Here is a 21,665-nt window from a genome sequence, read left to right as displayed (position 1 = left end):
GTAGAAGACGAGATCGATAGACTCGGGATGTACGCACCAAGGCAACGAGGTGTTGAGTCCGCGAGCACTAATCGGCCAAGCCACACACTCATACACTACAACTATAACGCATTGGATCCGTGACGCGGTGAACGGGTCCGGACGCAAACTGGACTACACGTACATGACGGTCTTGGACACACCACCGATTACGGTTTGACGACGGTTCGAGTCCGTCGGTCGGCATTACGGCGGCCACAGCGGCGAGGTGCCTCCCGTACCCATCCCGAACACGGAAGATAAGCTCGCCTGCGTATCGGCAAGTACTGGAGTGGGCGACCCTCTGGGAACGTCGATTCGCCGCCTCCACTCATACTCTATACGATAGCTCCACAGAGCGACCGCGTTCGCGGTGGCTGTGTGGAGCTTTCTTCGTATATGCTGGTCAGGCTCTAACCGGGGCTGATCCGTACCGCTATGCTTAAACGAACGCAGTAACAAGAGGAAGATGCGCCAAGGTGGCAGAGTCCGGCCGAACGCAGCGGCCTGCAGAGCCGCCCATCGCCGGTTCAAATCCGGCCCTTGGCTTTTTGACGTTTTTCTGAACCGACAGACATGGATCTCTTGAGCGAAACTACTGTCAGTCAAGGTGAGAGGACTGTTCGTTGAGTATATCATGCAGTTAGACTATGACTATAGTTGATCAGTTCCGTTACCGATACTTTCATTGCGGACTTTAGTATGCGTCTCGAGTGCTTCAGGTCTCGAAGTCAGTTGTAAGAGCACCTGCTCTCGAACAGTAGGACATATCTGACTGTCCTGTTGGGAGACACCATAGGCACTGTTTGGAGATCCTCTGGAATACGACTCGTCTCGAGAGACATGTCCAACACGAGATTTCACTCTCGTAACGTGCAGAGAGAACGCGAGACAGGAACGATGGTTGCGTATTTGTTTGGAAGTGACATGGGATGAGAATGCACGCACTCTGCGTGCAAATACTGTTGTTCTCAATGCTCGTCGCTCGCGGAGTTGGTTACGGTGAGATGCGGGTCTGTGAACGACACTGCGACTTCCTGCTCGTTCGCTTTGCTCACTGCGGGCTGTAACTCGTCTCCTTGAAATCGCTCTAGCCGCAGTGCTTCTGACGAAGTTGTTCGTCGCAAAAGCGGGCCGGGCGCGATTTGAACACGCGACCGTCTGGTTAAAAGCCAGACGCTCTGCCAGACTGAGCTACCGGCCCTGCACTTCCCTCTTTTGGGGAGTCCCGGTTAAACGTTTCTTTCTCGATCGGCGCGGAGGCCGTTATTCGAAGTAGTGTTCGAGTGCATCTGTGACGAGCTGACCCGGTTCGACGCCTTCGATAGATGCCCGTCGCCGGAGATCGCGGTACGTCGTCGGCGAGAGCGTGAGTTCGAGTTCACCGAGGACGACATCGTGTTTGATGAGTGCCCGATCGATCGGAACGCCATCGTTGACTTTGCTGGCGATGCTGCGGACATCGCGGACGGTAAGGTCGCCATCGAGGGTTGCCCACGCGAGCAACAGTCGTGCTTCACCACCGACGCGAGCGATGTGTTTGGCAGCGGTCGGTGCAATCTGACCGAGCGCCACCTGTTTGCGGACCGATCGCGGAAGGTCGTGGACGCGGGCCCATTTGCGGATGAACGAGACAGTCGCTTCGCCACCGGCGCGTTCAGCAGCGGCTTTGTACGAGCCTTCACCACGGACAAGAGCGGCACAGGCGGCTGCACCGCGGAGCATGTAGAGGTGGTCGTCGGTGGTTTTCCCAGCGGCAAACCGGCGGACGGTTTCGGCGGCGTCAGCGAGGCTGTCGGCGTCGTCGGGGTCGAATTGGACGGCTTCGCGGGCGCGAGTTCCGGTGACCGATTCGTCACCCCGGATAACTGGTGCGCCGACGGGCGATTCACGATCCGTCGGAACCGATCGACCGTTCTCGGCGCGGCGGTTCGAACCCTCACCGGGTCGATTGTCGGTCATAAACCTGCATAGGTTGCTCGCATCAAAAAGCTCATTGTCTGGACGAGAGAGGTGTTATTCCTCGCGCTTCTCGGCGAGATGCTCCCAGATTTCCGTACAGCCGGCCCCCTCTTCGATGTCGGTGAGATGTGCGTCATCGCGTTCCGTTGGTTTTTGTTCGGCCGGCTTTGGATTGCATTCGGCTGTGTCAGTCATCGACGGCGTTTCGAACCCTGCCAGTATAAGTATCGTTTCGGCTGCAAGAGATACCCGTGCTCTGTCTTATGGGTCGATTATGCCGCTATCTCCGACGAGTAACGCCTTCGACGCCAGCGTGTCGAACCGGTTTCGCAACCGAGTCTATCCGATGCGAGAGCCGAGAGCAACCTCGGTCTTTCCGAAAGGGGTCGAAAGCCGATTTTATGACTGTCTGCTCGCTCGAGTCGCGTAGACAGCCCGAAACACGGACCTGCCGGCGTGGTGGTGCTGTTCGAGACAGCTATTTCGCGCTGTTTCGGTTACCGCGGTGTGTATACTGCCTGGCTGCTGTTGGGACGTGACGATAAGCGTCGTTGTTCGTGACGCTGGAGCCCGCACGTCTTACAGGAGTCTCGAGGGCACAGGTGCTCGCTACCGGCCTGGATGTGGCAATATGGGCCGCTAGATGAGGCACTCCTCGCGACGAATTGTGCGCCCGCATACCACGATAAATGGCCTTGTAAGGCGATGCTGGCGATAATTGAGTCCAGATTTGAACCGAATACTGCCAGATCAGTTCCGACGCGGCGACTCTGTGGGCTGGCGCGCGGTCGTTCGACACTGATAACGGAGGTCTGTTCGGTCAACTCATATCGAATACGCTGCAACCGCGACCCGCGAACCGTGGATGTCCCTGCCGCGACGCGCACGGCTTTTACTGCTTGGTGTGTTAGCCTCGCGTGTGACGACCTCCGCACCCGAGGACGGCGAGGCGGTATCGATCAGGCCCGCAGAGCGTGCGGATCTCCTTGCGGTTGTTCGTATTGAGAACGCGTCCTTTTCGCAGGCCTGGCCGTACGACGCCTTCGAGCGATTCCTCGGTGAACCCGGCTTTCTTGTTGCCGAAATCGACGGAAGGATCGCCGGATACGTCGTCGCCGACGTTACACAGCAGATCGGCCGCGCGCTCGGGCACATCAAAGACGTTGCCGTCCATCCTGACTACCGTCGGGCGGGTGTCGCCTCCACGTTGCTCTCCCGATCGCTCGGCGTGCTCGCGGCCCACGGTGCCGACACGGTCAAACTCGAGGTGCGCCAGTCCAACGAGGGGGCAAAACGGCTGTATCGGGAGTTCGGCTTCGAGCCATTACGGCGAGTCCCCCACTACTATGCCGACGGCGAGGATGCGATCGTGATGATTCGGAAAGTGGGATAGCGGGTTGCGGGACGTTTTAGCGTCCGGAGTCGTACCATCAGGTATGGGATACGCCTGTCCGGTCTGTGATGCCGAGGAGGCAGACGCAGTACACCTCGCGAACCACCTTGCGATCACCGCATCGCTCGGTCGCGAGGACCATCGCGCGTGGCTTGCCGAGTACGCCCCCGACTGGAGCGACTGCACGCCGGACGAACTCGGCGAGCGCATCAGTCCACACGTTCAGGAAATCGACACACCCGAGTTCGAGGCAGGCGGCCACGAGCCTGGTCGTCCCGACTCGCTCGAGGAGGGAATCGCACGGCAGAGCCGCCAGCCCGGCCGTGGGTCGATGACCGCCGAGACCCAGCGCGTCCTCGAGGAGGCCGCTGAACTGACCCGCGAGATGACGGACCACGAAGACGACGGCGACGAGAACGAAAACGCGTAACTACCACTCGTCCGACTGGACTGATATGCACACCGAGGGGACGTTTGCCTTCGAGTCGGTCGAGGACGCGCGAGCGACGTACGACGCCGTCGGTCCTGCAGCCCAGACGGTCGTCCGTGAGGTCGCGAAGGCGATGGCGTTCGACCGCGACGAGTACGACGAACGCGTCACCGGCGACGTCGTCGAAACTGCACGCGACGCGCTTTTTGCGAGTTTACTCGAGGTCCACGTCGGGAGCCGCGCGGAGTTCGAGGACTGGCACGAAACGTACGACGGCGAGGTGACGACGGTCGGTCACGAGGCCGTCGACCACGTTGTCTGGCACGTGGGACCGGGCGATGAGGCCGTCGCAGCGACGTTCCAGAACGAGGAGGCGGCGGCAGTTGCGACGCTTCGGCGGCAGGCGTTTGGGCGCTTGTATCGCGAACTCGTCTAGACGGCCCGTTCGGGGGTACAGGGAACGGATCGGCCGCAAGCCAGCGACCAGCATCTATTATCTGCTTGCGGACCCACGTGTTGACGATGACCGTACCCGACGACTGGGACTTACTCGAGGAGCGAACCGAGTACGAGACGGGCTGGTACGACGGCGGCTATGACCGCTTCGAACAGCCCGATGGGAGCGAGAAACGATACTACTGGGCAGACCTGCCGCCTGCAGTGGTCGTTGTCGCGCGGGTCGATGGTAGTGTCCTCGCGGACACGGACGACGGTAGTGATGGGCGTGACACCGGCGATCGCATCCTGTTCGTCGAACAGTACCGTCCGACGATCCGCGAAACACATCTCGAGCTCCCGGCGGGGATCGTCGAGGACGGCGAGTCTTACACACAGGCGGCGACGCGCGAACTCGAGGAAGAGACCGGCTTTCGGCCCACGAGTACTGCGCTCCTTCAGGAGTATGCGGTTGCGACCGGTGTCTTGCGCCACGATCGTGCGATCGTCTATGCCGAGGGGCTCGAGCCGGGCGAGCGGGAGCTTGACAACAACGAGTTTCTCGAGGTGACGACTGTGCCGGTTGACGAGGCACTCGAGCGTGCCCGCGAGCAGCCGACGAACGACGCGACGTTGGAGGGGGTGTTGCTCGCGAAAGAAGATGGGATGCTGTAGGCGCTGTTGGGTTTCTCGCTCGTCGTTCGATTACGAGGCCGGTCGGCTGCTGAAACCTTTACTGACTTAGGCTCGCGCGTCTAACACGCTGATAATGGACGGCGAAATCTCCACTGACGAGGTCCACGACCTGCTCGAGGACGATGCCGACGTTTGTATCGTCGACATTCGCGACGAGCAAGCGTTCGAGCACAGTCATATTCCCGGTAGCGAGAACATCCCGTTTTACGAACTCACGAGCCGGGTCGACGAACTCGAGGACGCAGACCACATCGTCACTGTCTGCCCGCATGGCAAATCGAGCGTGCAGGCTGCACGGCTCATCGGCTCGTACGAGGGGGCTGCCGACGCGCGCGTCGAGAGTATGGCTGGTGGCCTCGATAAGTACGGCATGAAGTTCGGCCTCGTCCGCGAGGATGGGGACGACGGGGAGTCGGCAACGCGTGAGTCGCCGTTCTAACCGTCTATCTACCAGGATGTCGTATCGAACGACAGTGACGCAGCTATTCGAGAGCGACGTAAAAAACGAGAGGAGAACTGTGACGCGGTCGTGGGTTCGGAAGTCGTCTCAGAGCATCGCGGGCATTAGGCGACGTTGAAGCCGCGGTCCCGAAGGAAATCCTCGATGCGGCCGGTGTGGTTCCCCTGCAGTTCGATCTGGTCGTCCTCGACGGTGCCGCCACAGGCGAACTTCGATTTGAGATCCGACGAGAGACTGTCCAGATCGACGTCCTTCGGATCGAATCCTTCGACGATCGTTACCTCTTTCCCGTATCTGCGCTCGTCAATGCGGATGTTGAGTTGCTGTTGGCCCTTGGCCACGTCCTCGCAGACGCAGAGTTCCTCGGGCAGCCCGCACGTCGAGCAGACTTCCGACATTACGTTCGTTGCTATGAAACGGGCATATTAAACACTATCGGGACCCGCATGCGCTCGCGTGGTTCTTTTTGAGTACGCTGGGACTCGCACGGTCACTGACTGCAGAAGTGTCGGCTGTTAGCCGTCTCAGTGCAGCCGGCCGACCACCGGGAGCCGGTCTCGAGCGAGTTCGTCGACGATCGCGATCGCCTCGTCGGCTTCCGTCCGACTGACGCCGGTCCCATAGGTCGCTCGTTCGTAGTAGTCGACGACGCGTTCAGCCCGCGCGTCGATCGGCGTCGTGTCGGCCGCGTCGGCCGCGTTGGCTGCCGTCGACAGTGCGTGCAGGTACGCACGGGCCGACTCCGACCGCCGCCGCGGACGGTACTGCCGGGCGAGCAGGCGCTCGAGGCGGGCGAATGCGCGTTCGGCGTCTCGATCGGGATCATGTCGGCGACCGTGCCAGTAGATACCAAGCTTGCGCCGGAGACGCGTCGCCGCGTCGGTTCGGCGCGCGCCCGCGGCGAGGCCGACGAGCGCTACGAGTCCGAGCGCTGCCGTTTCGCGCGTGATCGTGACGAGCGAGCCATCGGTTATCGAGTCGCCGCCGCTCGTGCCGGTCGCTGGGTTAGACGGCGTCTCGTTCGTCTCGTTGCCCTGCGTCGCCGGTGTCGATTCGTTCGGGTCGTCCGTCTCGGTGGTTTCGTTGGGGTCGGGCTCCGGTTGTTCGCCGGGCTCGGTACCAGTGGGGGCAGACGATTCGTCGGGAACCGGGACGTCGTCGCTTTCTTCCGTGTCTACGTTCTCGCTGCCGGCGTCGCGGGCTTGCTCGAGCCGGTCGGTGTGGACATCCTCGCGGCTGTCGCCCGGTGTCGGATCGAACCGGACCCACCCGTGCTCGGGGAAGTAGACCTCGACCCAGGCGTGGGCGTCGAGCCCACGGACGACGTAGGTCTCGTCGTCGATCTGCTGGCCGCTCGTGTAGCCGGTGACGTAGCGGGCTGGGACCCCTTCGGCGCGGAGCATCTGGGTCATCGCCGTCGCGAAGTAGACACAGTAGCCTGCCTCCATCTCTGTCGTGAACGCCTCGGCGACGTTGCCGTCGGGTTTGGTGACCGACAGCGAGTAGTCCTTCGATGACTCGAGGTGACGTTCGATCGCGACTGCGGTCTCGTATGGATTCTCGGCATCAGCCGTGATCTCGGCGGTCTGCGCTCGGAACTCGCTCGAGGTACTTTCGGGCAGCTGGAGATTTCGGCCCGTGACGCTGTCGGGATAGTCCGTTCCGGCAGTCCGAAGCGCCGCTGGGTCGGGATCGACGACGCTACTCACGACGGTGTAGCGTTCGCCTGCCGACAGCGGCGTTTCCGGCCGCGGCTGGCCGTGTCTCGAGACAGTTGTCCGTCGTGTCACGTCGCCGTCGAGGGTGATCGGCTGTGGCGCGACGGGCATGACGCCCAGTTTCGTCTCGGCGGTGATGGTCTGTTCGACCGTTTCGCCGCCGTTGGGCGGCGATGTAAGTGGCTCGTCGTACTGGCTGCTCCGACCGGTCCGGACCCACCCGTCGCCGGTGAATCGGTCGTAGACGCCGGTCCGCCAGTACGATCGCTGGTCCGACTCGACGGTAAATCGGACCGCAGGCGAGAGGTTGACTGGGCCGGCGATTCCTGACTGCCGAGGAGCGGTGTCGAGCGTTGCCTCGAGCGACCCAGGCTCGCCCTGAGCGAGGTGGGTCGGTGCCGTCGGCTGACCGGGGACGACTGTGACCGAAAGCGAGAGGACAATGGCGAGTGCGAACAGCGCCGCGAGCAGGTCCGCCTGCTGGATCGAGCCACCGTGACGCTCGAGTTCGCCGGCCGCGATGGCTCCCATGGCGGCAAGGGTGCCGGTCACGGTGACGAGCATGCCCGCGTCGCCGGTCAACACGAGAAACCCAAGCGCGGCTCCGCCGGGGACGACACTGAGTCCGTACTGGCCTCGCATGGCGAGATACCACGAGAGGAAGACGGGTCCAGGTGCAAACCCCAGCGTCCAGATGCCCGCTTGTACCATCTGAAGGATAGGCAGCCCGGTCGCGAGCGCGACGGTATCCGAGACGATCGTGTCGGCTGCCGTAATGACGACGCTCGGATCGCCACCGGCCGACGTGAGATAGTAGCCGAAGCCGATCCCAGCGGCTGCCAGCGCAAGGGCCGCTGCGGTCCACGGCCGAATCAGTCGTGCAAGTACCGTCGCCCCGACGAGCATCGCCGCGACGAGTGCAAGCAGCGACAGACTGCCGCCAACGACCTGCGTGATCCCATAGAGGACGCTCACGTACGACACCGTCAAGACCAGCACACAGAACAGTGCGACCGAGCGGGCAGTCCCAGCGCCGCCGACCTGGTTCGTCTCGAGCGAGATCGGTCGCTCGTCGGCTCGCCCAGACGCGTCCGTGCTCATGTCGTCACCTCCGGGTGGTCGCCAATAGCAAGCTCATCGAAGGGCAGTTCGCGATCGTCGGCGACGATCGTCGTTCCGTGTGCGTCGGTCCGAACCACCACATCGGCGGCCCGTCGTGTTCGTTCGTCGAGTTCGCCGGCACCGACGACGGCAAGCAGGCCGAGGAGCGTCCGGTGGTGCTCCCGGCCCGCGTCTGGTGGCACGTTCCCGTCGGGAACGACGAGCCCGACCGAGAGCTCTCGCTCGAGGAGGACGGTCACGACAGTCGCGGCGGCCGCCGCCACCTCGTCGTCGCGGCCGGCGACACATTCGGCGGCGACGCTGACGGCAGTGCTGCCCTCCCTTTCAGCGTACTCCCTGACGAGCAGGTCACCGTCGGGGCGTTTGGCTGCGCTCTTCCAGTGAACGTCGCGAAGCGGGTCTCCACGGTGGTATTCCCGGAGGTGGTCGAACGTCTCGTGCTCGCGGCGCTCGGTGATGCCAGCCAGCGCCTGCAGCTCGTCGGCGGCTCCCTGACCGACCTCGTGGACTCGCGGATAGGTAAGCACGGACGTTCGTTCGTGGTACTCGAAGCGACGTTCGACGAGGCCGACGACGTCGCTGACGACGATCTCGAGTGGTCCGACTCGGTGGCGGCCTCGGTGTGCGAGTTCGACGTCGTAGGTGACCGTCTGTTCGTCCTCGAGCGTGATCGCGGCAACGGGTCTGGTGGCTGCCGAGAGGCCCTCACCAACGGCGTCGCTGACGGTTGCGGCGAGCGGGCCATCGGTTTCGATCGTGAGTGCGACCGTCCGGTGCTCGCCGACGAAGCCCTCGGCGACGGGCTGGCGGGTGACACGCGGCCGATCTGTGCGGCCGACCGTGACGAGGCCGGCAAGCAGGACGACGACCAGTGGGACGACAACCGCGTTCAGCGCTCGGGGACCGAATCGCCAGCTCAGCGCGACGGCTCCGCCCGCGGTTGCGACGACGGCCCAGCCTCGGCGTGTGAGTCTCATTCGATGGGGACACGCTCGAGCGCGTCGGCGACGATCGCGTCCCCGTCACGATCACGGTCGGCCGTTTTGATCCGATGGCTCATGACGACGGGGGCTTCGGTCTGGATGTCGTCGGGGAGGACGTACTCCCGGCCGTTCGCGGCGGCACGCGCCTGTGCCGCGCGCAACAGCGAGATCGTCCCGCGGGGGCTGACGCCGATGTTAGCGTGTTCGCGGGTGTCGGCCGCGAGTCGGGTCACGTACTCTCGAACCGGCTGTGCGACCTGCACTCTCGAGACGGTTTCACGGGCGGCAACGAGCGTCTCGCGGTCGGTCACCGGCTCGAGCGACTCGATGGGGTGGTCACCGACGGTCCGGCCGAGTAAGTCAGCTTCCTCGTCAGGCTCGGGGTAGCCCAGGTGGAGTTTCTTCATGAAACGGTCGACCTCGGCGAAGGGCAGGTCGTAGGTCCGATTCGGTTCAACGGCGTTCTGAGTCGCGATCACGGTAAACGGCGTCGGCAGCGTGCGCGTCTGACCGTCGGTAGTGACTTGCTCTTCTTCCATGGCCTCGAGCAACGCGGCCTGGGTCTTCGGCGGCGCGCGGTTGATCTCGTCGCCCAGCACGATGTTGCCGAAGACGGGGCCGGGCTGGAACTCGAACTCGCGGGTTTGCTGGTTGAAGACGTTCACGCCGGTGACGTCGGTCGGGAGGAGATCGGGCGTAAACTGGATGCGGCTGAACGAACAGTCGACCGATGTGGCGACTGATCGCGCGAGCATGGTCTTGCCGACGCCGGGAACGTCATCGAGTAAGACGTGGCCACGGCCGAGGAGGGCGATGACGACGTGTTCGATAACGTCTTCGTGGCCGACGATGACGCGTGAGACGTTTGCTTCGATGTCGGCACAGAGCCGTTCGACCGTCGGGATCTCGAGGTGATCGCCAGCGGCCGTTGGCTCGGTGCTTGCATCTCCTGTCGAATTCGTATCAGTCATATGCTGGTGGCTTTTGGCGGGGACTCGGCCAGTACGACGCCATCCAACACTTCGGAACATATGTTTTGTGATACGTGAATGACACCTATAGCAGAAGACGTGGCCGCCGATAGCAGTCGCTCGAGCCCTCAGCGCTCACGCGAGCGCTGCCGCTATGGACGTAGCAATCAGAAAACGATACCTCCTGTCGGACCTGCCTAGAGCCGCTCGACGTTGGTCGCGCGTGGCCCCTTCTCGGCCTCCTCGATGTCGAATTCCAGCTCCTGCCCCTCCTCGAGGTCAGGACCGCCGATGTCCTCCATGTGGAAGAACACGTCCTCGTCCGCGTCGTCAGTCTCGATGAATCCGTAGCCGCCAGTGTCGTTGAAGAATGCGACCGTACCTTTCGCCATTGCAAGTGAATACAACCGCGACGAAAACATAAAACTTCGGGAGCGCACTCGCAAGCCCGCCTCGAGACGGGCTCTATTGCCGGTCTCTCCCGTCCCTTACCACGATTTGCAGTCAGGACAGACGAGGCCGCCGTCATCACGCCAGGCGCGGTTGGTCGACTGCTCACACTGGGGACACATGTACTCGCCCCAGGCGTACGTCGACAGGCTGGCTTCCCCCGTCGACCCGTCTGCGTCGGTACTCGCGTCCGTCGGCGACTCCTCGTCAGCGGCTGCGAAATCTGAAAGCGTCGCGTCGTCGGTCACGCGCCGGATTAGGTCTGCAACCGGTATAATCGCTCCGTCGGCGCGGGACCGGCACCGCCAAGTAGCATCGATAACAACCCCCGAATATGGTCACTATCACACCGATGAACATTATCGTGGACAACATTAGCGAAATGATCACCCTCTTCAGCGACGTGGCGATGGGCGACGGACTCGCGCCCCTGCTCGTCCTGGTCGGTGGGCTCCTCGTCGCGTTCTCGATGGCCGTCTTCGGGCTGCTGACGCTCGGTGCCGTCGGCAACCTCTTTACTGCGAGCTAAGGAGATTCCGCAGGTTCGTTTTTATTGCGTCGCGCGTGTGAGCGCCTCGCTTGCACGTTCGACTGCATCTTCGAGATCCGGCCCCAGCGGCGAGCCCACGACGATCCCATCGACGTGCTCGAGCGCCGCCGCGAACTGGTCGGCGACCGTTTCCGTCGTCCCCGCGATACAGAAGGCGTCGATCATCGCCGGGGTGACGTGACCGAACGCCTCGGTAAGCTCTCCTTGCTCGAGCGCGTCGCTCACCGCTGTGGCAGCCTCACGGTCGATGTCGTGGCGCTCGAGGACCGGTTCCGCCGCCCCGCCGACAATAAAGGCGACGGGTGGGCGCGCCGCCTCGCGCGCCTCGTCCTCGCTGCCGGCGACGCTGACGCTCGCGAACGCGAGTGCCTCGAAGTCGCCGTAGTCGTCCGGCCGCTCTGCCAGCCCTTTTTCGAGTTGGCCCGCGGCCCACTCGAGGTCTTTCGGATGCGAGGCGTTGACCAGCGCGCCGTCGGCGTGTTTCGCGCTCATCCGGAGCATGTGCGGCCCCTGTGCGCCGACGTAGGTCGGGATCTGTCCGGATGGGGGCTCGAGATTCAGCGAGGCGTCGGTCGCGCTGAAAGTTCCGTCGTGGGTGACCGTCTCGCCGACCCACAGATCGCGCGCGAGATCGAACGTCTCGAGGACGCGCCGCAATGGCCGGTCGCGGTCGATCCCGAGATTCGACAGCGAGGAGCGGTCACCGGCACCGACGCCGAAGACTGCGCGGCCGTCGCTGACCTCGTCGATCGTCGCTACCTGTGCTGCGAGCTTTACCGGATGGGTCTCGTAGGGGTTGACCACGCCCGGACCGAGCCGGAGCTCGTCGGTGGCGTCGGCCATCCGCGAGCACACCACGAACGGGTCGCGGTTGAAGTAGTGGCTGCTCGCAAAGGCGATGTCGAACCCCTCGTCCTCGGCCAGCGCCGCGAGGTCGGCGATCCGCTCTGGCGGATGTTCTGGCGTGAGTTCGATGGCCCACGTCGGGTCGTCGTTCGCGGTCGGTACGTCGTCACTCGAGTCGGTGTTTCCTGTCATGCGTCGTCAAAGCTCCATTCTCGCAGCGCCTGTCGGACGAGGTCGTCCTCGACGGCGCGAAACAGTTCGTCACTCCCGTCGTGATCGCCAAAGTCCCAGTCACGAACGACCACAGCGGGTGTCCCGCCGGCACCTTCGCCAGTCACGAGGTTCGCGGCGGCCGCCAGTTCGTCGACCACGGACTGGACGGTGACGCCGAGTTCGTGGCCGTCGCGGTCGCGTTCGCCGCGCCAGTCCCGGCTCGCGGGCATGCCGGCCCAGCCGATCGCGACGCCCTGTTGACCGTGGCGAAACGACCGCCCGCAGGTGTCGGTGACGATCACCGCGACGTCCTCGATGCCGCGCGCTTCGAGGCCCGCACGGATCCGCTCGGCGCTCTCGCGCGGTCGCTTCGGCAGCAACAACAGGTCGTGGTCGGGCACGTTCGAGCGGTCGATCCCCGCGTTCGGCGCGATATGCCCAAAGCGGGTTTCGGCCAGCAGGAACGGACAGTCAATCAGCAGTTCCGTGCTCTCCTCGAGCACCGCCTGTGCGAACCGCGGATCCTTCTCCTCGCCGGCCACGGCTTCGATGCGGTCGGCGATCTCCTGGGCGCGGCCGCTGACGGGGTAGTCGGCGAGATCGGCCGTCCGGCCCTCGGCTTTCGAGACGATCGTACTCGCAACGGTGAGTACGTCGCCGGGCTCGAGGGCGGTCCGCTCTGCGACGAGCGCGGCGATGTCGTCGCCGGGGCGGATCTCGGGCAGGTCCGCCACGCCGGTGAGCTTCATACCGAAGCGTAGGGCAGCGCCGTCAAAAGCGCACCGTCACCGGAGACTTCGGCCACCGATGCCAACGGTCGACGACGCTACCGTGGTGACACGGCCCACACTGGACGCGGCGTTAGCGGTCGTGATTGAACAGCGTTCCCGGGCCATCGACTGCGATATCCGCCGCTCCACAGAGGTCCCACAGCGTCGCGCCATTGCTCGTGATCACCGGCACCCCAAGTTTCGACTCGAGGTCGTCGACCGCAGCCAGCGAGCGGTAGTTCGTACAGGAGACGAAGACGGCGTCGAGGGCGGCGGGATCGACGTGCTCGCGGACCTGTTGGAACGCGTCATCAGGCGTCAGCACGCCGATGGCCGTGTTCGCTTCGAGTCCTCGGCCGTCGATCGATGCGACCTCGAACCCCGCTGCTTCGAGGAAGTCCTGCTCTTTCGCGTCGAGATCAGCGGTGTAGGGCGTCACGACCGTGATTCGCTCGGCGTCGAGCGCTTCGAGTGCGCGGACGACCGAGCGGGCCGTCGCGACCGCTGGGACGCCGGCCGCTTCGGCAAGTCGCTCCTCGAGTTCGGCGTCGAATCCCGGCCCGTGGAGTAAGCTGCCGGTGGTGCAGGCGTAGGCGACCGCGTCGATGTCGGCGTGGCCGAGCAGTTCGGCTGCACGCGCTGCGTCGTCGCTCATCGCGTCGAGTTCGTCGACGGTGACCGATTCGAGGGCCATCCGCGCGCCGTGGACGGTGACCGAATCCGGGAGGTGTGCCCGGAACTCCCGTTCGGCCGTCGTGTTCGACGAGGGGACGACCAAGCCTATCCGTTCGGCGCGTTCGCCCGGCTCAGACATCGTCGCCACCGTCGTCTGCCGGCTCGCCGTGGCCGCCGCCGCCGGGTGTTTTGACGGTGACCGTCGTGCCGGCGTCGACGTCGACGGTCGTTTTCGCGGGTGCCGGCTCACCGTCGATCAGGTTCTCGCCGGTCGCGCCGTCCTCACCGCCGGCGACGCCTTTCGGCGCGTGGCGACGGCGCTCGGTCAAAAGCGACACCGTCGACGCTTTCTCGATGGTGACAGAGCGCTCGAGACCCATTCCGCCGCGATGGCGGCCGCGACCGCCACTGCCCTCGCGGAGCGCGTACCGCTCGACTCGCAGCGGGTACTCGGTCTCGAGCGATTCGATCGGCGTGTTGAGCGTGTTGGTCATCCCGACCTGGACGCCGTCCATGCCGTCGCGCTCGGCCCGGGCACCGAAGCCGCCAGCGATCGTCTCGTAGTAGGTAAAGGAGCCGTCCCGCGCGCCGATGGTGAGGTTGTTCATCGTCCCCTGGCCTTGTGCGGGGACGCGATCGGGGGCGGCCTGCGCAAGTGCGGTGAAGACGACGTCGGTGACGCGCTGGCTGGTCTCGACGTTGCCGCCGACCACAGCGGCCGGGGACTCCGGATTCAGGAGCGTTCCTTCGGGCGCGTTGACGCTCACAGGCTCGTAGCAGCCGTGGTTCGGCGGGATCTCGGGATCGGTGATCGAGCGCACGACGAAGTAGACGGCGCTCGTCGCGACCGCCAGCGGGGCGTTGAGGTTGCCCTTGAGCTGGTCGGCAGTCCCCGAGAAATCGACGTCGATCGCCTCGCCATTGACCGTCACCGTGACGCTGATCGGGATGTCCTCGTCGGTGACGCCGTCGCCCTCGAGGACGTCGGTGGCCTCGTAGGTGCCGTCGGGCAGCGCCGCGATCTCGTCGGTGATCCGCTCGCGCGAGTAGTCGATCACGGCGTCGAAGCCGTCGAGGACGGTCTCGCGGTCGTGTTCGTCGAAGAGCGCGGCGAGTCGTTCCTCGGCGCGTTCGTTGGCTGCCTGCTGTGCGCGGAGGTCGGCCCGGCGCTCGCGGGCATTGCGGACGTTCGCGAGCACGAGCGCGCGGATGTCCTCACGAGTCTCGCCAGCCTCGACGAGGCGGGTCGGCGGCAGGCGGAGCCCTTCCTGGTAAATCTCCTGTGCGCCCGCGGGCATACTGCCGGGGGTCATCCCGCCGACGTCGGCATGGTGGGCCCGAGAGACCGCGTAGCCGACGATCTCGCCACCGGGAGCGATCGGCGAGACCATCGTCACGTCCGGCAGGTGCGTCCCGCCGGTGAAGGGGTCGTTAAGCACGAACACGTCTCCCGGCTGTGGGTCGTGCTCGCGGACGGCCTCGACCGCGGCGGGCATCGCGCCGAGGTGGACCGGAATGTGTTCGGCCTGGGCGATCATCCGCCCCTCGGCGTCGAACAGCGCCGTCGAACAGTCCCGCCGTTCCTTGATGTTCGGCGAGTAGGCTCCGCGGATCAGGGTCTGTCCCATCTCCTCGGCGACGCTCTCTAACTGGTTGCGCAGGACCTCGAGGGTCACTGGATCGATGCTGTCAGTCATCTCGGCCGTCGAATCCCCTGTCATTGTCCTTCTTCCTCCGTTCGCGTCATGACGAGTGTCCCATCGGCGAGGATCTCACCGGTCCAGGCCGGCGGGACGACCGTCGTACTCTCTGCCTGTTCGAGCACCGCCGGTCCCGCGACCGACGAGCCTGTCTCGAGTCGATCCCAGTCGTAGACTGTCGTCTCTCGCGCGCCGGCCTCGGGGAAGTGGGCCTCCCGGCTGCCGACCACGGCATCGCCGCCACCGTCGTGGCTGATCCCCGGTTCCGTGCCCGGCACCGTCGCCGTCGCGCGGAGGTTGACAACTTCGATCGATTCGTCCATCGCGTAGCCGTAAGTCCGCTCGTGGGCGTCGTGGAAGCGGTCTGCGACCGCTGCTGCGTCGAACTCCTCGTCGACGGGCACGGTTAGTTCGAAGCTCTGCCCTGCATACCGGCAGTCGGCTGCCCGTTCGACCTGTGCTGCGTCCTGATCAGACGCATCCGCGAGCACGTCGGCCACGAGGTCGTCGTAGACGCTCTCGATCGTCGTCCGATCTGCGCCGTCGAGGTCGACTCCGACCGTTCGCACGGCGTCGTAGCTCTCGTCGGCTGCGAGCAGGCCAAACGCCGAGAGAACTCCACCCGGTCGCGGAACGACGACACGATCGACCGACAACGAGTCGGCCAGTGCCGCGGCGTGCATCGGTCCCGCCCCACCGAAGGCCACGAGCGCGAACTCGCGGGGATCGTGGCCTCGCTCGACGGTTACCGACCGGATCGTCCGCGTCATCGTCGCGTTCGCCACGCGGTAGACACCGCGGGCCGCCTCGAGCGGCCCCTCAAGACCGGCTTCGTCGGCCAGTCGACCGAGCGCGTCACGGGCAGCCTCGATGTCGAGGGTCATCTCCCCGCCGAGTGCAGTCTCGGGACCGATGTAGCCCAGCACGACGTTGGCGTCGGTGACGGTCGGCTTGGTCCCGCCGCGGCCGTAGCAGGCGGGGCCGGGCTGGGAGCCCGAGGACTCCGGGCCAACCCGGAGCGCGCCGCCGGCGTCGACCCAGGCGATCGAGCCGCCACCCGCGCCGACGGTATTGACGTCGACCATCGGCGTTCGGATCGGCAGCCCGTCGATTTCGGCGTCGGTCGTCCGTTCGGCCTGTCCGTCCCGGACGAGGCTCACGTCGCTCGAGGTGCCGCCCATGTCGAAGGTCACGAGCCCCTCGACATCGTCGTCATCGACGGTCGCTGCGGCCCCCACGACGCCGGCGGCAGGTCCCGACAGCGTCGTCGTCACGGCGTGTTCGCGCACGGTTTCGGGATCGGCGATGCCGCCGTTGGCCTGCATGATCCGTGGTGCCGGAATTCCCGCCTCGCTGGCTTCGTCGACCAGTTGGCCGACGTAGGTATCGATCGCCGGCCGGACGTAGGCGTCGACGGCCGTCGTCGACGTGCGCTCGAACTCGCGGAACTCCGCGAGCACCTCGTGGGACGCAGAGACAGGCACATCCAGTTCTTCGCGGAGCGTCTCGGCGACGACCCGCTCGTTTTCGGGATCGGCGTAGGCGTGCAGCAGGGAGACTGCGACCGCCTCGACGTCGCGCTCGCGCAACGTCGCCGCCAGTTCGCGGACCTCCGTGACATCGACCGGCTGCTCGACGCCGTTTTCGGTCGTTCGTTCGTCGACCTCAAATCGTCGTTCGCGAGGCACCAGCGGCGCTGGCTTTTCGGCCTCGAGATCGTACAGATCGGGCCGATCCTGGCGGCCGATCTCGAGGACATCTCGGAATCCCTCGGTCGTCACCAGCGCCATCCGTGCGCCGCCGCGCTCGAGCAAGGCGTTGACCGAGACGGTCATCGCGTGAGCGAAGCCGTCGATCTCGCCGGGTTCGATGCCAGCGTCGTCACACGCCTTTTCGATGCCCTCGAGCACGCCGACGTGCTGGGGCTCGGTTGATGGCACCTTCGCGGTGACGAGCCGGTCGTCGACCGACAGCGCCACGTCGGTGAACGTGCCACCGACGTCGACGCCGATGCGGGTCGTCTCGTCGTGGCTCGAGTCGTTGTGCGTCATTGCGTCTGAATTCGTATCGTGGTTTGGTGCGTCTGTCATTGAGATCGTTAGACGAGGAGGACGTCGTAGAGCGTTCGCAGGCCGATGCCGACGACGACGAGCGTCACGAGTCCACCGAGAACGTTCTGGAGGGTGGTGTTCGTATAGTCGCCCAGCAGGTCGCGGTTGTTCATCGCGTAGATGAGGAAGACGGCCAGAATCGGCAGCAGGAGTCCGTTGGCCACCTGTGCGAAGACGATCACCTGGATGGGATTGTAGTCGAGCGCCGAAAAGACGATGCCGACGCTGAGGATAGTCATCCAGATCGCCCGGAACCGCGTCGAGGTCAGGTCACGCTCCCAGCCGAGCGCGCCGGCAGTGGCGTAGGCACCCGCAAGCGGCGCGCTCATCGCGCTGGTAAAGCCGGCCGCGAACAGGCCGATCGAGAAGAACGTGAGCGCGTAGCCGCCGAAGACGGGCTCAAGTTGGTCGCCCATCTCGCCGACGTTACTGATCGAGGTCCCCTTCGGGAACACTGCGGCGGCCGTGACGACGATCGCCGTCGTGATGAGGCCGCCGACGATGACCATCCCGATCGTGTCCGTGCGACACTCCGTGAGGTCGCTCGCGCCGTCCCACCGTTCCTGGACGGTACTCGCGTGCAGGAACAGGTTGTAGCCGACGACGGTGGTTCCGATGAGACCGGCGATGAGATACGCCGAGCCGTCGGGAACCGTCGGGACGAGTCCGCCAGCCAGTGCGTCGATGTCCGGCCGAACCATGACGGCGTTGAGCAGGAACGCCGCGCCCATGACGCCGACGAGGCCGATGAAGACCCGTTCGATCAGCTTGTAGTTCCCCGTCCACAGCAGTCCGGCGGCGATGATGCCCATAATCGGGCCCCAAACGTTTTCGCTGACGCCGGTGATCGTCGACAGGCCAGCAGCGCCGCCGACGATGTTGCCCGTCTGGAACGCCGCCGTCCCGATCCCGATTGCGCTCACGACGAGCGCGACCGAGATCGTCCGTGGAAGCGGATTGTCGAACTCGTTTCGGAACGCCTCCCCCAGACCTTCCTGCGTGATCAGTCCCAGTCGCGCGCTCATCTCCTGAAGGACGATCGTCGCCAGAATCGAAAACGCAATCGTCCACACGAGCACGTACGCGTACTCCGCGCCGATCACGCTTGCAGTCGTTACCGTCCCTGGACCGACGAACGCCGCCGCGACGAGCGCCCCCGGGCCGATCGCTTTCAGCCGGTCAATAATACCCATGATGCGTATTCACATACACCACGAACTGTATCGCTCAAAAGGGTTGTTAAGAGTCGAACATACGGGTACACAGCTTGGAGAGCGCCCGTGATCGTCGTATGAATCTGTATGAACTCGTATGATTGTTCTACTTTGTTCCAGATCCGATGGACGGTCCGACCAGTACTCGATTCGGTGACTCCAGTCGACGGGATCGTCGCCACTGACAGTCAGTGCACATCTGATCGCACGAGGGCTGTGCGATCAGTGTGTAAACCGTTTCAGTTGTTCCGATAGTGATGGGACCGCTCGGCCGTGCGCTCATTGCTGTCCAGTCTGGCCGGAGCCCGGCGACCACGTGCCAGCGACCGATCTGATTCTGCTCGAGGTGTCATTGCTCGCACCATCCCTTCGCTACCCGGGTGACGCCACAGAATTTCGGGCGATCGGGCGGGCCCTCGAGAGAAAACCTGCTTGTATTAGATCAACCAAAATTGTTTTAATGGGGAAGGCAGATAACTGCGAGTACGGCGATTACATATGCACATCATGGAAGGATTCCTGCCCGGCATCTGGGCGCTCGCGTGGTACGCGATTGCGGCCCCAGTCGTCGGTTACGGAATGCTGAAGACTGCGCGTCTGGTGAAGGACAGGGATGTTAATAAGTCTCATATTGCTGTCGCTGCGGCGTTCATCTTCGTCCTGTCGGCGCTGAAACTGCCGTCCGTTACTGGGAGTACGTCGCATCCGACGGGCACTGGCATTGCGGTCGTCCTCTTCGGGCCAGCCGTCACCGCGTTTCTGTCGACGATCGTTCTGCTGTATCAGTCGTTGTTGCTCGGTCACGGCGGCCTGACGACCCTCGGTGCGAACGTCACCTCGATGGGGATCATCGGCCCGCTCTTCGGCTGGGCCGTCTACCGCTCGGTCAAGCCCCACACGGACCTTCAGAAGGCGACGTTCGCTGCAGCCCTCGTCGCCGACTGGACGACGTACGTCGTCACGTCCACCCAGCTTGCCCTTGCGTTCCCGGCGGAACCGGGGCTCAGTGGCGTGATCGATTCCGCGATCACGTTTTTGGGCGTCTTCGCGGTGACGCAGCTCCCGATCGGAATTGTCGAAGGCGCACTCGCGGCTGGCTTGATCGGCTACATCTCCATGTCGAGTGAGTCGGTTCGAACCCGGCTGGGGGTGACAGCATGAACCGGTGGCTCGCCGCAGGTGGCCTCCTGATGGTCGGGCTCATCCTCTTTTCATTTACCACTGCGGGTGCATGGGGTGGGGCCGACGGTGCTGCAGGCGAGAAAGTCGATTCCGTTGCACCGGATTACGACCCGTGGTTCGAGAGCCTCTGGACGCCCCCGAGCGGCGAAATCGAGAGCTTGCTGTTCAGTCTCCAGGCAGCGATCGGTGGCCTCATCATCGGTTACTACCTCGGACGAGGATCTCCGCTGCAATCCGCGTCTGAGACGCCGTAGTGAGTCATGCACCACACGAGCTTAGAACAGATTCAGATCACCGCGGATTCCCGAATCGACGGACGCTTGAACGCGTACTTCGTCTTTGCCGCACTGGTGTTGATCCTCGTCGCTCCCAGTCGGCTCGCGTACGTCTGTGCACTCGCCTGCTTCGTGGCACTCGGTATCGATGCAACAGGCCGCGACTATCTGCAGGTGGTCCGGCTTCCGGTGTACTTCTTGCTCCCAAGTCTAGTTCTTATCACGCTGTTTACCAGCGGGCCGACCGCCGTCTCGATGGGGCCGCTCTCGATTTCCTGGACTGGAATCGACCGGTCGATAACGACGGGGCTACGATCGTTCGGATCGATGACGATCTTGAGCTATCTGGTCGTGACGACGACGGTCCCACAACTGTTTGCCGCGTTGCGATCGCTGCGGTGTCCACAGTTCGTCATCGAGATCTCGTTGCTTACCTACCGCGTCATCCAGATCCTGCTCGACGAACTCCGCCGTCTTGAGCTCGCGGCGCGCGGGCGTCTCGGTTTCCGGACACGCCGGACGAGGTTTCGAACAGCTAAGTTGCTGGCGTTTTCAGTGTTCTTGAAGTCGATGTCACGGGCCGAAACCCTCAACGACGCGATGCTGGCGCGGAACTACACCGGCGAGATGCCGATGGCACAGACGACGAGTCGGGGCCACGGCTACGCGGCTGCCGTCCTCACATTGATCGCCATCGCCGGGTGGGCCGTATGATCGAAACCGACGACCTGCACTTCCGACACGGCGACGACCCCGTCCTCGAGGGCGTGAACTTCGAGGCACGGACGGGCGACGTGACGGTCATCTTCGGTCGCAACGGTGCCGGAAAGTCGACGCTGTTGCGCCACTTCAACGGCCTGTTCGAACCCGATTCGGGGACCGTGTTCGTCGGCGACGAGCCGGTCGAATACGACGATGCCTCACTCGCCGACCTGCGGATGCGCGTCGGACTCGTCTTTCAGAATCCCGACGACCAGATCGTCGCGCCGACGGTCGAACAGGACGTCGAGTTCGGCCCGCGGAACGCGGGCATCGACAACCCAGACCGGATCGAGCGCGTCCTCTCGGAGTTCGACCTCGACGAACGGACTGACCGACTATGTAACACGTTAAGCGGTGGCGAGAAGAAACGCGTCTCGCTGGCCGGCGTCCTCGCGATGGAACCGGAGTACGTGCTGCTCGACGAACCGACCGCCGGATTAGACGGCGACGGCTGTCGGACGATCGTCCGATTCGTCGAGTCGCTTACTGACGCCGGTATCACGCCGATCATCGCAACCCACGACGTCGGCTTTGGGCTCACCGTCGCCGATACGGTGACGGTGCTGGAAGACGGCGTTATCGACTACCGGGGAGAGACCCTCTCACAACCGCTCGCCGAACGGTACGGCCTTCGAAACTACGTCTTCGAGACGTGGACGTCGCCTGCTGAGTGACGCCGCCGTCGCGCTATCGATCGAGAGCGAGGATCGACGGCCGCTCGTTCGATTC

24 protein-coding genes, 2 tRNA genes and 2 rRNA genes are annotated in these 21,665 nt (G+C 64.2%); 13 read left to right on the top strand and 15 right to left on the bottom strand.

Translation table 11 applies throughout. From position 1 onward, the window contains the following. The 3 genes from BSG09_RS21090 to BSG09_RS04900 all read left to right on the top strand — a co-directional run. Positions 1-91 (top strand): 23S ribosomal RNA (locus BSG09_RS21090); the annotation flags it as partial. Positions 92-226: 135 nt separating this feature from the next. After that, positions 227-348: ribosomal RNA gene (gene rrf, locus BSG09_RS04905) — 5S ribosomal RNA — on the top strand. A 143-nt stretch (positions 349-491) separates the two neighbouring features. Continuing rightward, positions 492-567 (top strand) — tRNA-Cys (locus BSG09_RS04900). Between the two features lie 581 nt (positions 568-1,148). Here the strand turns inward: BSG09_RS04900 and BSG09_RS04895 are convergent. The 3 genes from BSG09_RS04895 to BSG09_RS20645 form a co-directional block, all read right to left on the bottom strand. Further along, positions 1,149-1,222: transfer RNA gene (locus tag BSG09_RS04895), tRNA-Lys, on the bottom strand. A gap of 62 nt (positions 1,223-1,284) precedes the next feature. Next, complete coding sequence (locus BSG09_RS04890) at positions 1,285-1,980, bottom strand: DUF7119 family protein (RefSeq protein WP_092930728.1); 696 nt, start codon at positions 1,978-1,980, stop codon at positions 1,285-1,287. A 54-nt stretch (positions 1,981-2,034) separates the two neighbouring features. After that, positions 2,035-2,175: a hypothetical protein gene (locus BSG09_RS20645; RefSeq protein WP_175542139.1), complete on the bottom strand. Its 141-nt coding sequence runs from the start codon at positions 2,173-2,175 to the stop codon at positions 2,035-2,037. Between the two features lie 724 nt (positions 2,176-2,899). Between BSG09_RS20645 and rimI the strand changes: the two genes are divergently transcribed. The 5 genes from rimI (at position 2,900) to BSG09_RS04865 (ending at position 5,373) form a co-directional block, all read left to right on the top strand. Continuing rightward, positions 2,900-3,373, top strand: a complete 474-nt coding sequence (gene rimI, locus BSG09_RS04885) for a ribosomal protein S18-alanine N-acetyltransferase (protein ID WP_092930726.1) — start codon at positions 2,900-2,902, stop codon at positions 3,371-3,373. Positions 3,374-3,416: 43 nt separating this feature from the next. Beyond that, positions 3,417-3,803 carry a DUF5810 domain-containing protein gene (locus BSG09_RS04880; RefSeq protein WP_092930724.1) on the top strand — a complete coding sequence of 129 codons (387 nt, stop codon included), beginning with the start codon at positions 3,417-3,419 and terminating at the stop codon, positions 3,801-3,803. A gap of 25 nt (positions 3,804-3,828) precedes the next feature. After that, positions 3,829-4,239, top strand: coding sequence for a DUF5809 family protein (locus tag BSG09_RS04875; RefSeq protein ID WP_092930722.1), 411 nt, complete (start codon positions 3,829-3,831; stop codon positions 4,237-4,239). 86 nt (positions 4,240-4,325) lie between these two features. Further along, on the top strand, positions 4,326-4,913 hold the full coding sequence (locus tag BSG09_RS04870; protein WP_092930720.1) for an NUDIX hydrolase: 588 nt from the start codon (positions 4,326-4,328) through the stop codon (positions 4,911-4,913). A gap of 94 nt (positions 4,914-5,007) precedes the next feature. Beyond that, on the top strand, positions 5,008-5,373 hold the full coding sequence (locus tag BSG09_RS04865; RefSeq protein WP_092930718.1) for a rhodanese-like domain-containing protein: 366 nt from the start codon (positions 5,008-5,010) through the stop codon (positions 5,371-5,373). Positions 5,374-5,498: 125 nt separating this feature from the next. Here the strand turns inward: BSG09_RS04865 and yciH are convergent, their stop codons facing one another. The 6 genes from yciH to BSG09_RS04835 form a co-directional block, all read right to left on the bottom strand. Beyond that, positions 5,499-5,792 (bottom strand): stress response translation initiation inhibitor YciH, encoded by a 294-nt coding sequence (gene yciH / locus BSG09_RS04860; protein WP_092930716.1) that lies wholly within the window; start codon positions 5,790-5,792, stop codon positions 5,499-5,501. 126 nt (positions 5,793-5,918) lie between these two features. Beyond that, entirely contained in the window at positions 5,919-8,213 is a 2,295-nt protein-coding gene (locus tag BSG09_RS04855) for a transglutaminase TgpA family protein (protein ID WP_092930714.1), read from the bottom strand. Beyond that, entirely contained in the window at positions 8,210-9,211 is a 1,002-nt protein-coding gene (locus BSG09_RS04850) for a DUF58 domain-containing protein (protein ID WP_092930712.1), read from the bottom strand. Before BSG09_RS04850 ends, BSG09_RS04855 begins: the two co-directional genes overlap by 4 nt. Next, positions 9,208-10,188, bottom strand: coding sequence for an AAA family ATPase (locus tag BSG09_RS04845; RefSeq protein WP_092930710.1), 981 nt, complete (start codon positions 10,186-10,188; stop codon positions 9,208-9,210). Before BSG09_RS04845 ends, BSG09_RS04850 begins: the two co-directional genes overlap by 4 nt. A gap of 197 nt (positions 10,189-10,385) precedes the next feature. Then, entirely contained in the window at positions 10,386-10,580 is a 195-nt protein-coding gene (locus BSG09_RS04840) for a cold-shock protein (RefSeq protein WP_008010533.1), read from the bottom strand. Positions 10,581-10,676: 96 nt separating this feature from the next. Further along, positions 10,677-10,886: a DUF7573 domain-containing protein gene (locus tag BSG09_RS04835; protein ID WP_092930708.1), complete on the bottom strand. Its 210-nt coding sequence runs from the start codon at positions 10,884-10,886 to the stop codon at positions 10,677-10,679. 86 nt (positions 10,887-10,972) lie between these two features. On the opposite strand from BSG09_RS04835, the gene BSG09_RS04830 reads away from it, so the two are divergent. Then, entirely contained in the window at positions 10,973-11,167 is a 195-nt protein-coding gene (locus BSG09_RS04830) for a hypothetical protein (protein ID WP_092930706.1), read from the top strand. A gap of 21 nt (positions 11,168-11,188) precedes the next feature. Here BSG09_RS04830 and BSG09_RS04825 read toward each other — a convergent pair whose 3' ends face one another. From BSG09_RS04825 to BSG09_RS04800, 6 genes are all read right to left on the bottom strand, one after another. Next, entirely contained in the window at positions 11,189-12,226 is a 1,038-nt protein-coding gene (locus tag BSG09_RS04825) for a 5,10-methylenetetrahydromethanopterin reductase (protein ID WP_092930704.1), read from the bottom strand. Then, positions 12,223-12,996: a coenzyme F420-0:L-glutamate ligase gene (locus BSG09_RS04820; RefSeq protein WP_092930702.1), complete on the bottom strand. Its 774-nt coding sequence runs from the start codon at positions 12,994-12,996 to the stop codon at positions 12,223-12,225. The genes BSG09_RS04825 and BSG09_RS04820 overlap by 4 nt, the downstream gene beginning before the upstream one ends. A gap of 112 nt (positions 12,997-13,108) precedes the next feature. After that, complete coding sequence (locus tag BSG09_RS04815; RefSeq protein WP_092930776.1) at positions 13,109-13,831, bottom strand: maleate cis-trans isomerase family protein; 723 nt, start codon at positions 13,829-13,831, stop codon at positions 13,109-13,111. After that, positions 13,824-15,413 carry a hydantoinase B/oxoprolinase family protein gene (locus BSG09_RS04810; RefSeq protein WP_175542138.1) on the bottom strand — a complete coding sequence of 530 codons (1,590 nt, stop codon included), beginning with the start codon at positions 15,411-15,413 and terminating at the stop codon, positions 13,824-13,826. Before BSG09_RS04810 ends, BSG09_RS04815 begins: the two co-directional genes overlap by 8 nt. Beyond that, positions 15,410-17,482, bottom strand: a complete 2,073-nt coding sequence (locus BSG09_RS04805; RefSeq protein WP_092930700.1) for a hydantoinase/oxoprolinase family protein — start codon at positions 17,480-17,482, stop codon at positions 15,410-15,412. Before BSG09_RS04805 ends, BSG09_RS04810 begins: the two co-directional genes overlap by 4 nt. Before the next feature lie 8 nt (positions 17,483-17,490). After that, positions 17,491-18,696 carry an Nramp family divalent metal transporter gene (locus BSG09_RS04800; protein ID WP_092930698.1) on the bottom strand — a complete coding sequence of 402 codons (1,206 nt, stop codon included), beginning with the start codon at positions 18,694-18,696 and terminating at the stop codon, positions 17,491-17,493. A gap of 519 nt (positions 18,697-19,215) precedes the next feature. On the opposite strand from BSG09_RS04800, the gene BSG09_RS04795 reads away from it, so the two are divergent. The 4 genes from BSG09_RS04795 to BSG09_RS04780 are packed head-to-tail and all read left to right on the top strand — an operon-like array spanning position 19,216 to position 21,610. Continuing rightward, positions 19,216-19,878 carry an energy-coupling factor ABC transporter permease gene (locus BSG09_RS04795; protein WP_092930696.1) on the top strand — a complete coding sequence of 221 codons (663 nt, stop codon included), beginning with the start codon at positions 19,216-19,218 and terminating at the stop codon, positions 19,876-19,878. Further along, entirely contained in the window at positions 19,875-20,153 is a 279-nt protein-coding gene (locus BSG09_RS04790; protein WP_008010557.1) for an energy-coupling factor ABC transporter substrate-binding protein, read from the top strand. Before BSG09_RS04795 ends, BSG09_RS04790 begins: the two co-directional genes overlap by 4 nt. Before the next feature lie 6 nt (positions 20,154-20,159). After that, complete coding sequence (gene cbiQ / locus BSG09_RS04785) at positions 20,160-20,888, top strand: cobalt ECF transporter T component CbiQ (RefSeq protein ID WP_092930694.1); 729 nt, start codon at positions 20,160-20,162, stop codon at positions 20,886-20,888. Next, on the top strand, positions 20,885-21,610 hold the full coding sequence (locus BSG09_RS04780; protein ID WP_092930692.1) for an energy-coupling factor ABC transporter ATP-binding protein: 726 nt from the start codon (positions 20,885-20,887) through the stop codon (positions 21,608-21,610). The genes cbiQ and BSG09_RS04780 overlap by 4 nt, the downstream gene beginning before the upstream one ends. The last annotated feature ends 55 nt before the right edge of the window (positions 21,611-21,665 follow it).

Source organism: Natrinema hispanicum, assembly GCF_900111485.1.
Lineage (GTDB): Archaea > Halobacteriota > Halobacteria > Halobacteriales > Natrialbaceae > Natrinema > Natrinema hispanicum_A.
This window is presented reverse-complemented; position numbering and strand designations above follow the sequence as displayed.

Excerpts from the sequence above, each read along its gene's own strand:
- BSG09_RS04890 (WP_092930728.1), bottom strand. The coding sequence starts at position 1,980 with ATGACCGACAATCGACCCGGTGAGGGTTCGAACCGCCGCGCCGAGAAC.
- BSG09_RS04865 (WP_092930718.1), top strand. The coding sequence starts at position 5,008 with ATGGACGGCGAAATCTCCACTGACGAGGTCCACGACCTGCTCGAGGAC.
- BSG09_RS04820 (WP_092930702.1), bottom strand. The coding sequence starts at position 12,996 with ATGAAGCTCACCGGCGTGGCGGACCTGCCCGAGATCCGCCCCGGCGAC.
- BSG09_RS04810 (WP_175542138.1), bottom strand. The coding sequence starts at position 15,413 with ATGACAGGGGATTCGACGGCCGAGATGACTGACAGCATCGATCCAGTG.
- BSG09_RS04875 (WP_092930722.1), top strand. The coding sequence starts at position 3,829 with ATGCACACCGAGGGGACGTTTGCCTTCGAGTCGGTCGAGGACGCGCGA.
- yciH (WP_092930716.1), bottom strand. The coding sequence starts at position 5,792 with ATGTCGGAAGTCTGCTCGACGTGCGGGCTGCCCGAGGAACTCTGCGTC.
- BSG09_RS04825 (WP_092930704.1), bottom strand. The coding sequence starts at position 12,226 with ATGACAGGAAACACCGACTCGAGTGACGACGTACCGACCGCGAACGAC.
- BSG09_RS04805 (WP_092930700.1), bottom strand. The coding sequence starts at position 17,482 with ATGACAGACGCACCAAACCACGATACGAATTCAGACGCAATGACGCAC.
- BSG09_RS04850 (WP_092930712.1), bottom strand. The coding sequence starts at position 9,211 with ATGAGACTCACACGCCGAGGCTGGGCCGTCGTCGCAACCGCGGGCGGA.
- BSG09_RS04870 (WP_092930720.1), top strand. The coding sequence starts at position 4,326 with ATGACCGTACCCGACGACTGGGACTTACTCGAGGAGCGAACCGAGTAC.
- BSG09_RS04795 (WP_092930696.1), top strand. The coding sequence starts at position 19,216 with ATGCACATCATGGAAGGATTCCTGCCCGGCATCTGGGCGCTCGCGTGG.
- BSG09_RS04830 (WP_092930706.1), top strand. The coding sequence starts at position 10,973 with ATGGTCACTATCACACCGATGAACATTATCGTGGACAACATTAGCGAA.
- BSG09_RS04845 (WP_092930710.1), bottom strand. The coding sequence starts at position 10,188 with ATGACTGATACGAATTCGACAGGAGATGCAAGCACCGAGCCAACGGCC.
- BSG09_RS04815 (WP_092930776.1), bottom strand. The coding sequence starts at position 13,831 with ATGTCTGAGCCGGGCGAACGCGCCGAACGGATAGGCTTGGTCGTCCCC.
- cbiQ (WP_092930694.1), top strand. The coding sequence starts at position 20,160 with ATGCACCACACGAGCTTAGAACAGATTCAGATCACCGCGGATTCCCGA.
- BSG09_RS04855 (WP_092930714.1), bottom strand. The coding sequence starts at position 8,213 with ATGAGCACGGACGCGTCTGGGCGAGCCGACGAGCGACCGATCTCGCTC.
- BSG09_RS04780 (WP_092930692.1), top strand. The coding sequence starts at position 20,885 with ATGATCGAAACCGACGACCTGCACTTCCGACACGGCGACGACCCCGTC.
- BSG09_RS04840 (WP_008010533.1), bottom strand. The coding sequence starts at position 10,580 with ATGGCGAAAGGTACGGTCGCATTCTTCAACGACACTGGCGGCTACGGA.
- BSG09_RS20645 (WP_175542139.1), bottom strand. The coding sequence starts at position 2,175 with ATGACTGACACAGCCGAATGCAATCCAAAGCCGGCCGAACAAAAACCA.
- BSG09_RS04880 (WP_092930724.1), top strand. The coding sequence starts at position 3,417 with ATGGGATACGCCTGTCCGGTCTGTGATGCCGAGGAGGCAGACGCAGTA.
- BSG09_RS04800 (WP_092930698.1), bottom strand. The coding sequence starts at position 18,696 with ATGGGTATTATTGACCGGCTGAAAGCGATCGGCCCGGGGGCGCTCGTC.
- BSG09_RS04790 (WP_008010557.1), top strand. The coding sequence starts at position 19,875 with ATGAACCGGTGGCTCGCCGCAGGTGGCCTCCTGATGGTCGGGCTCATC.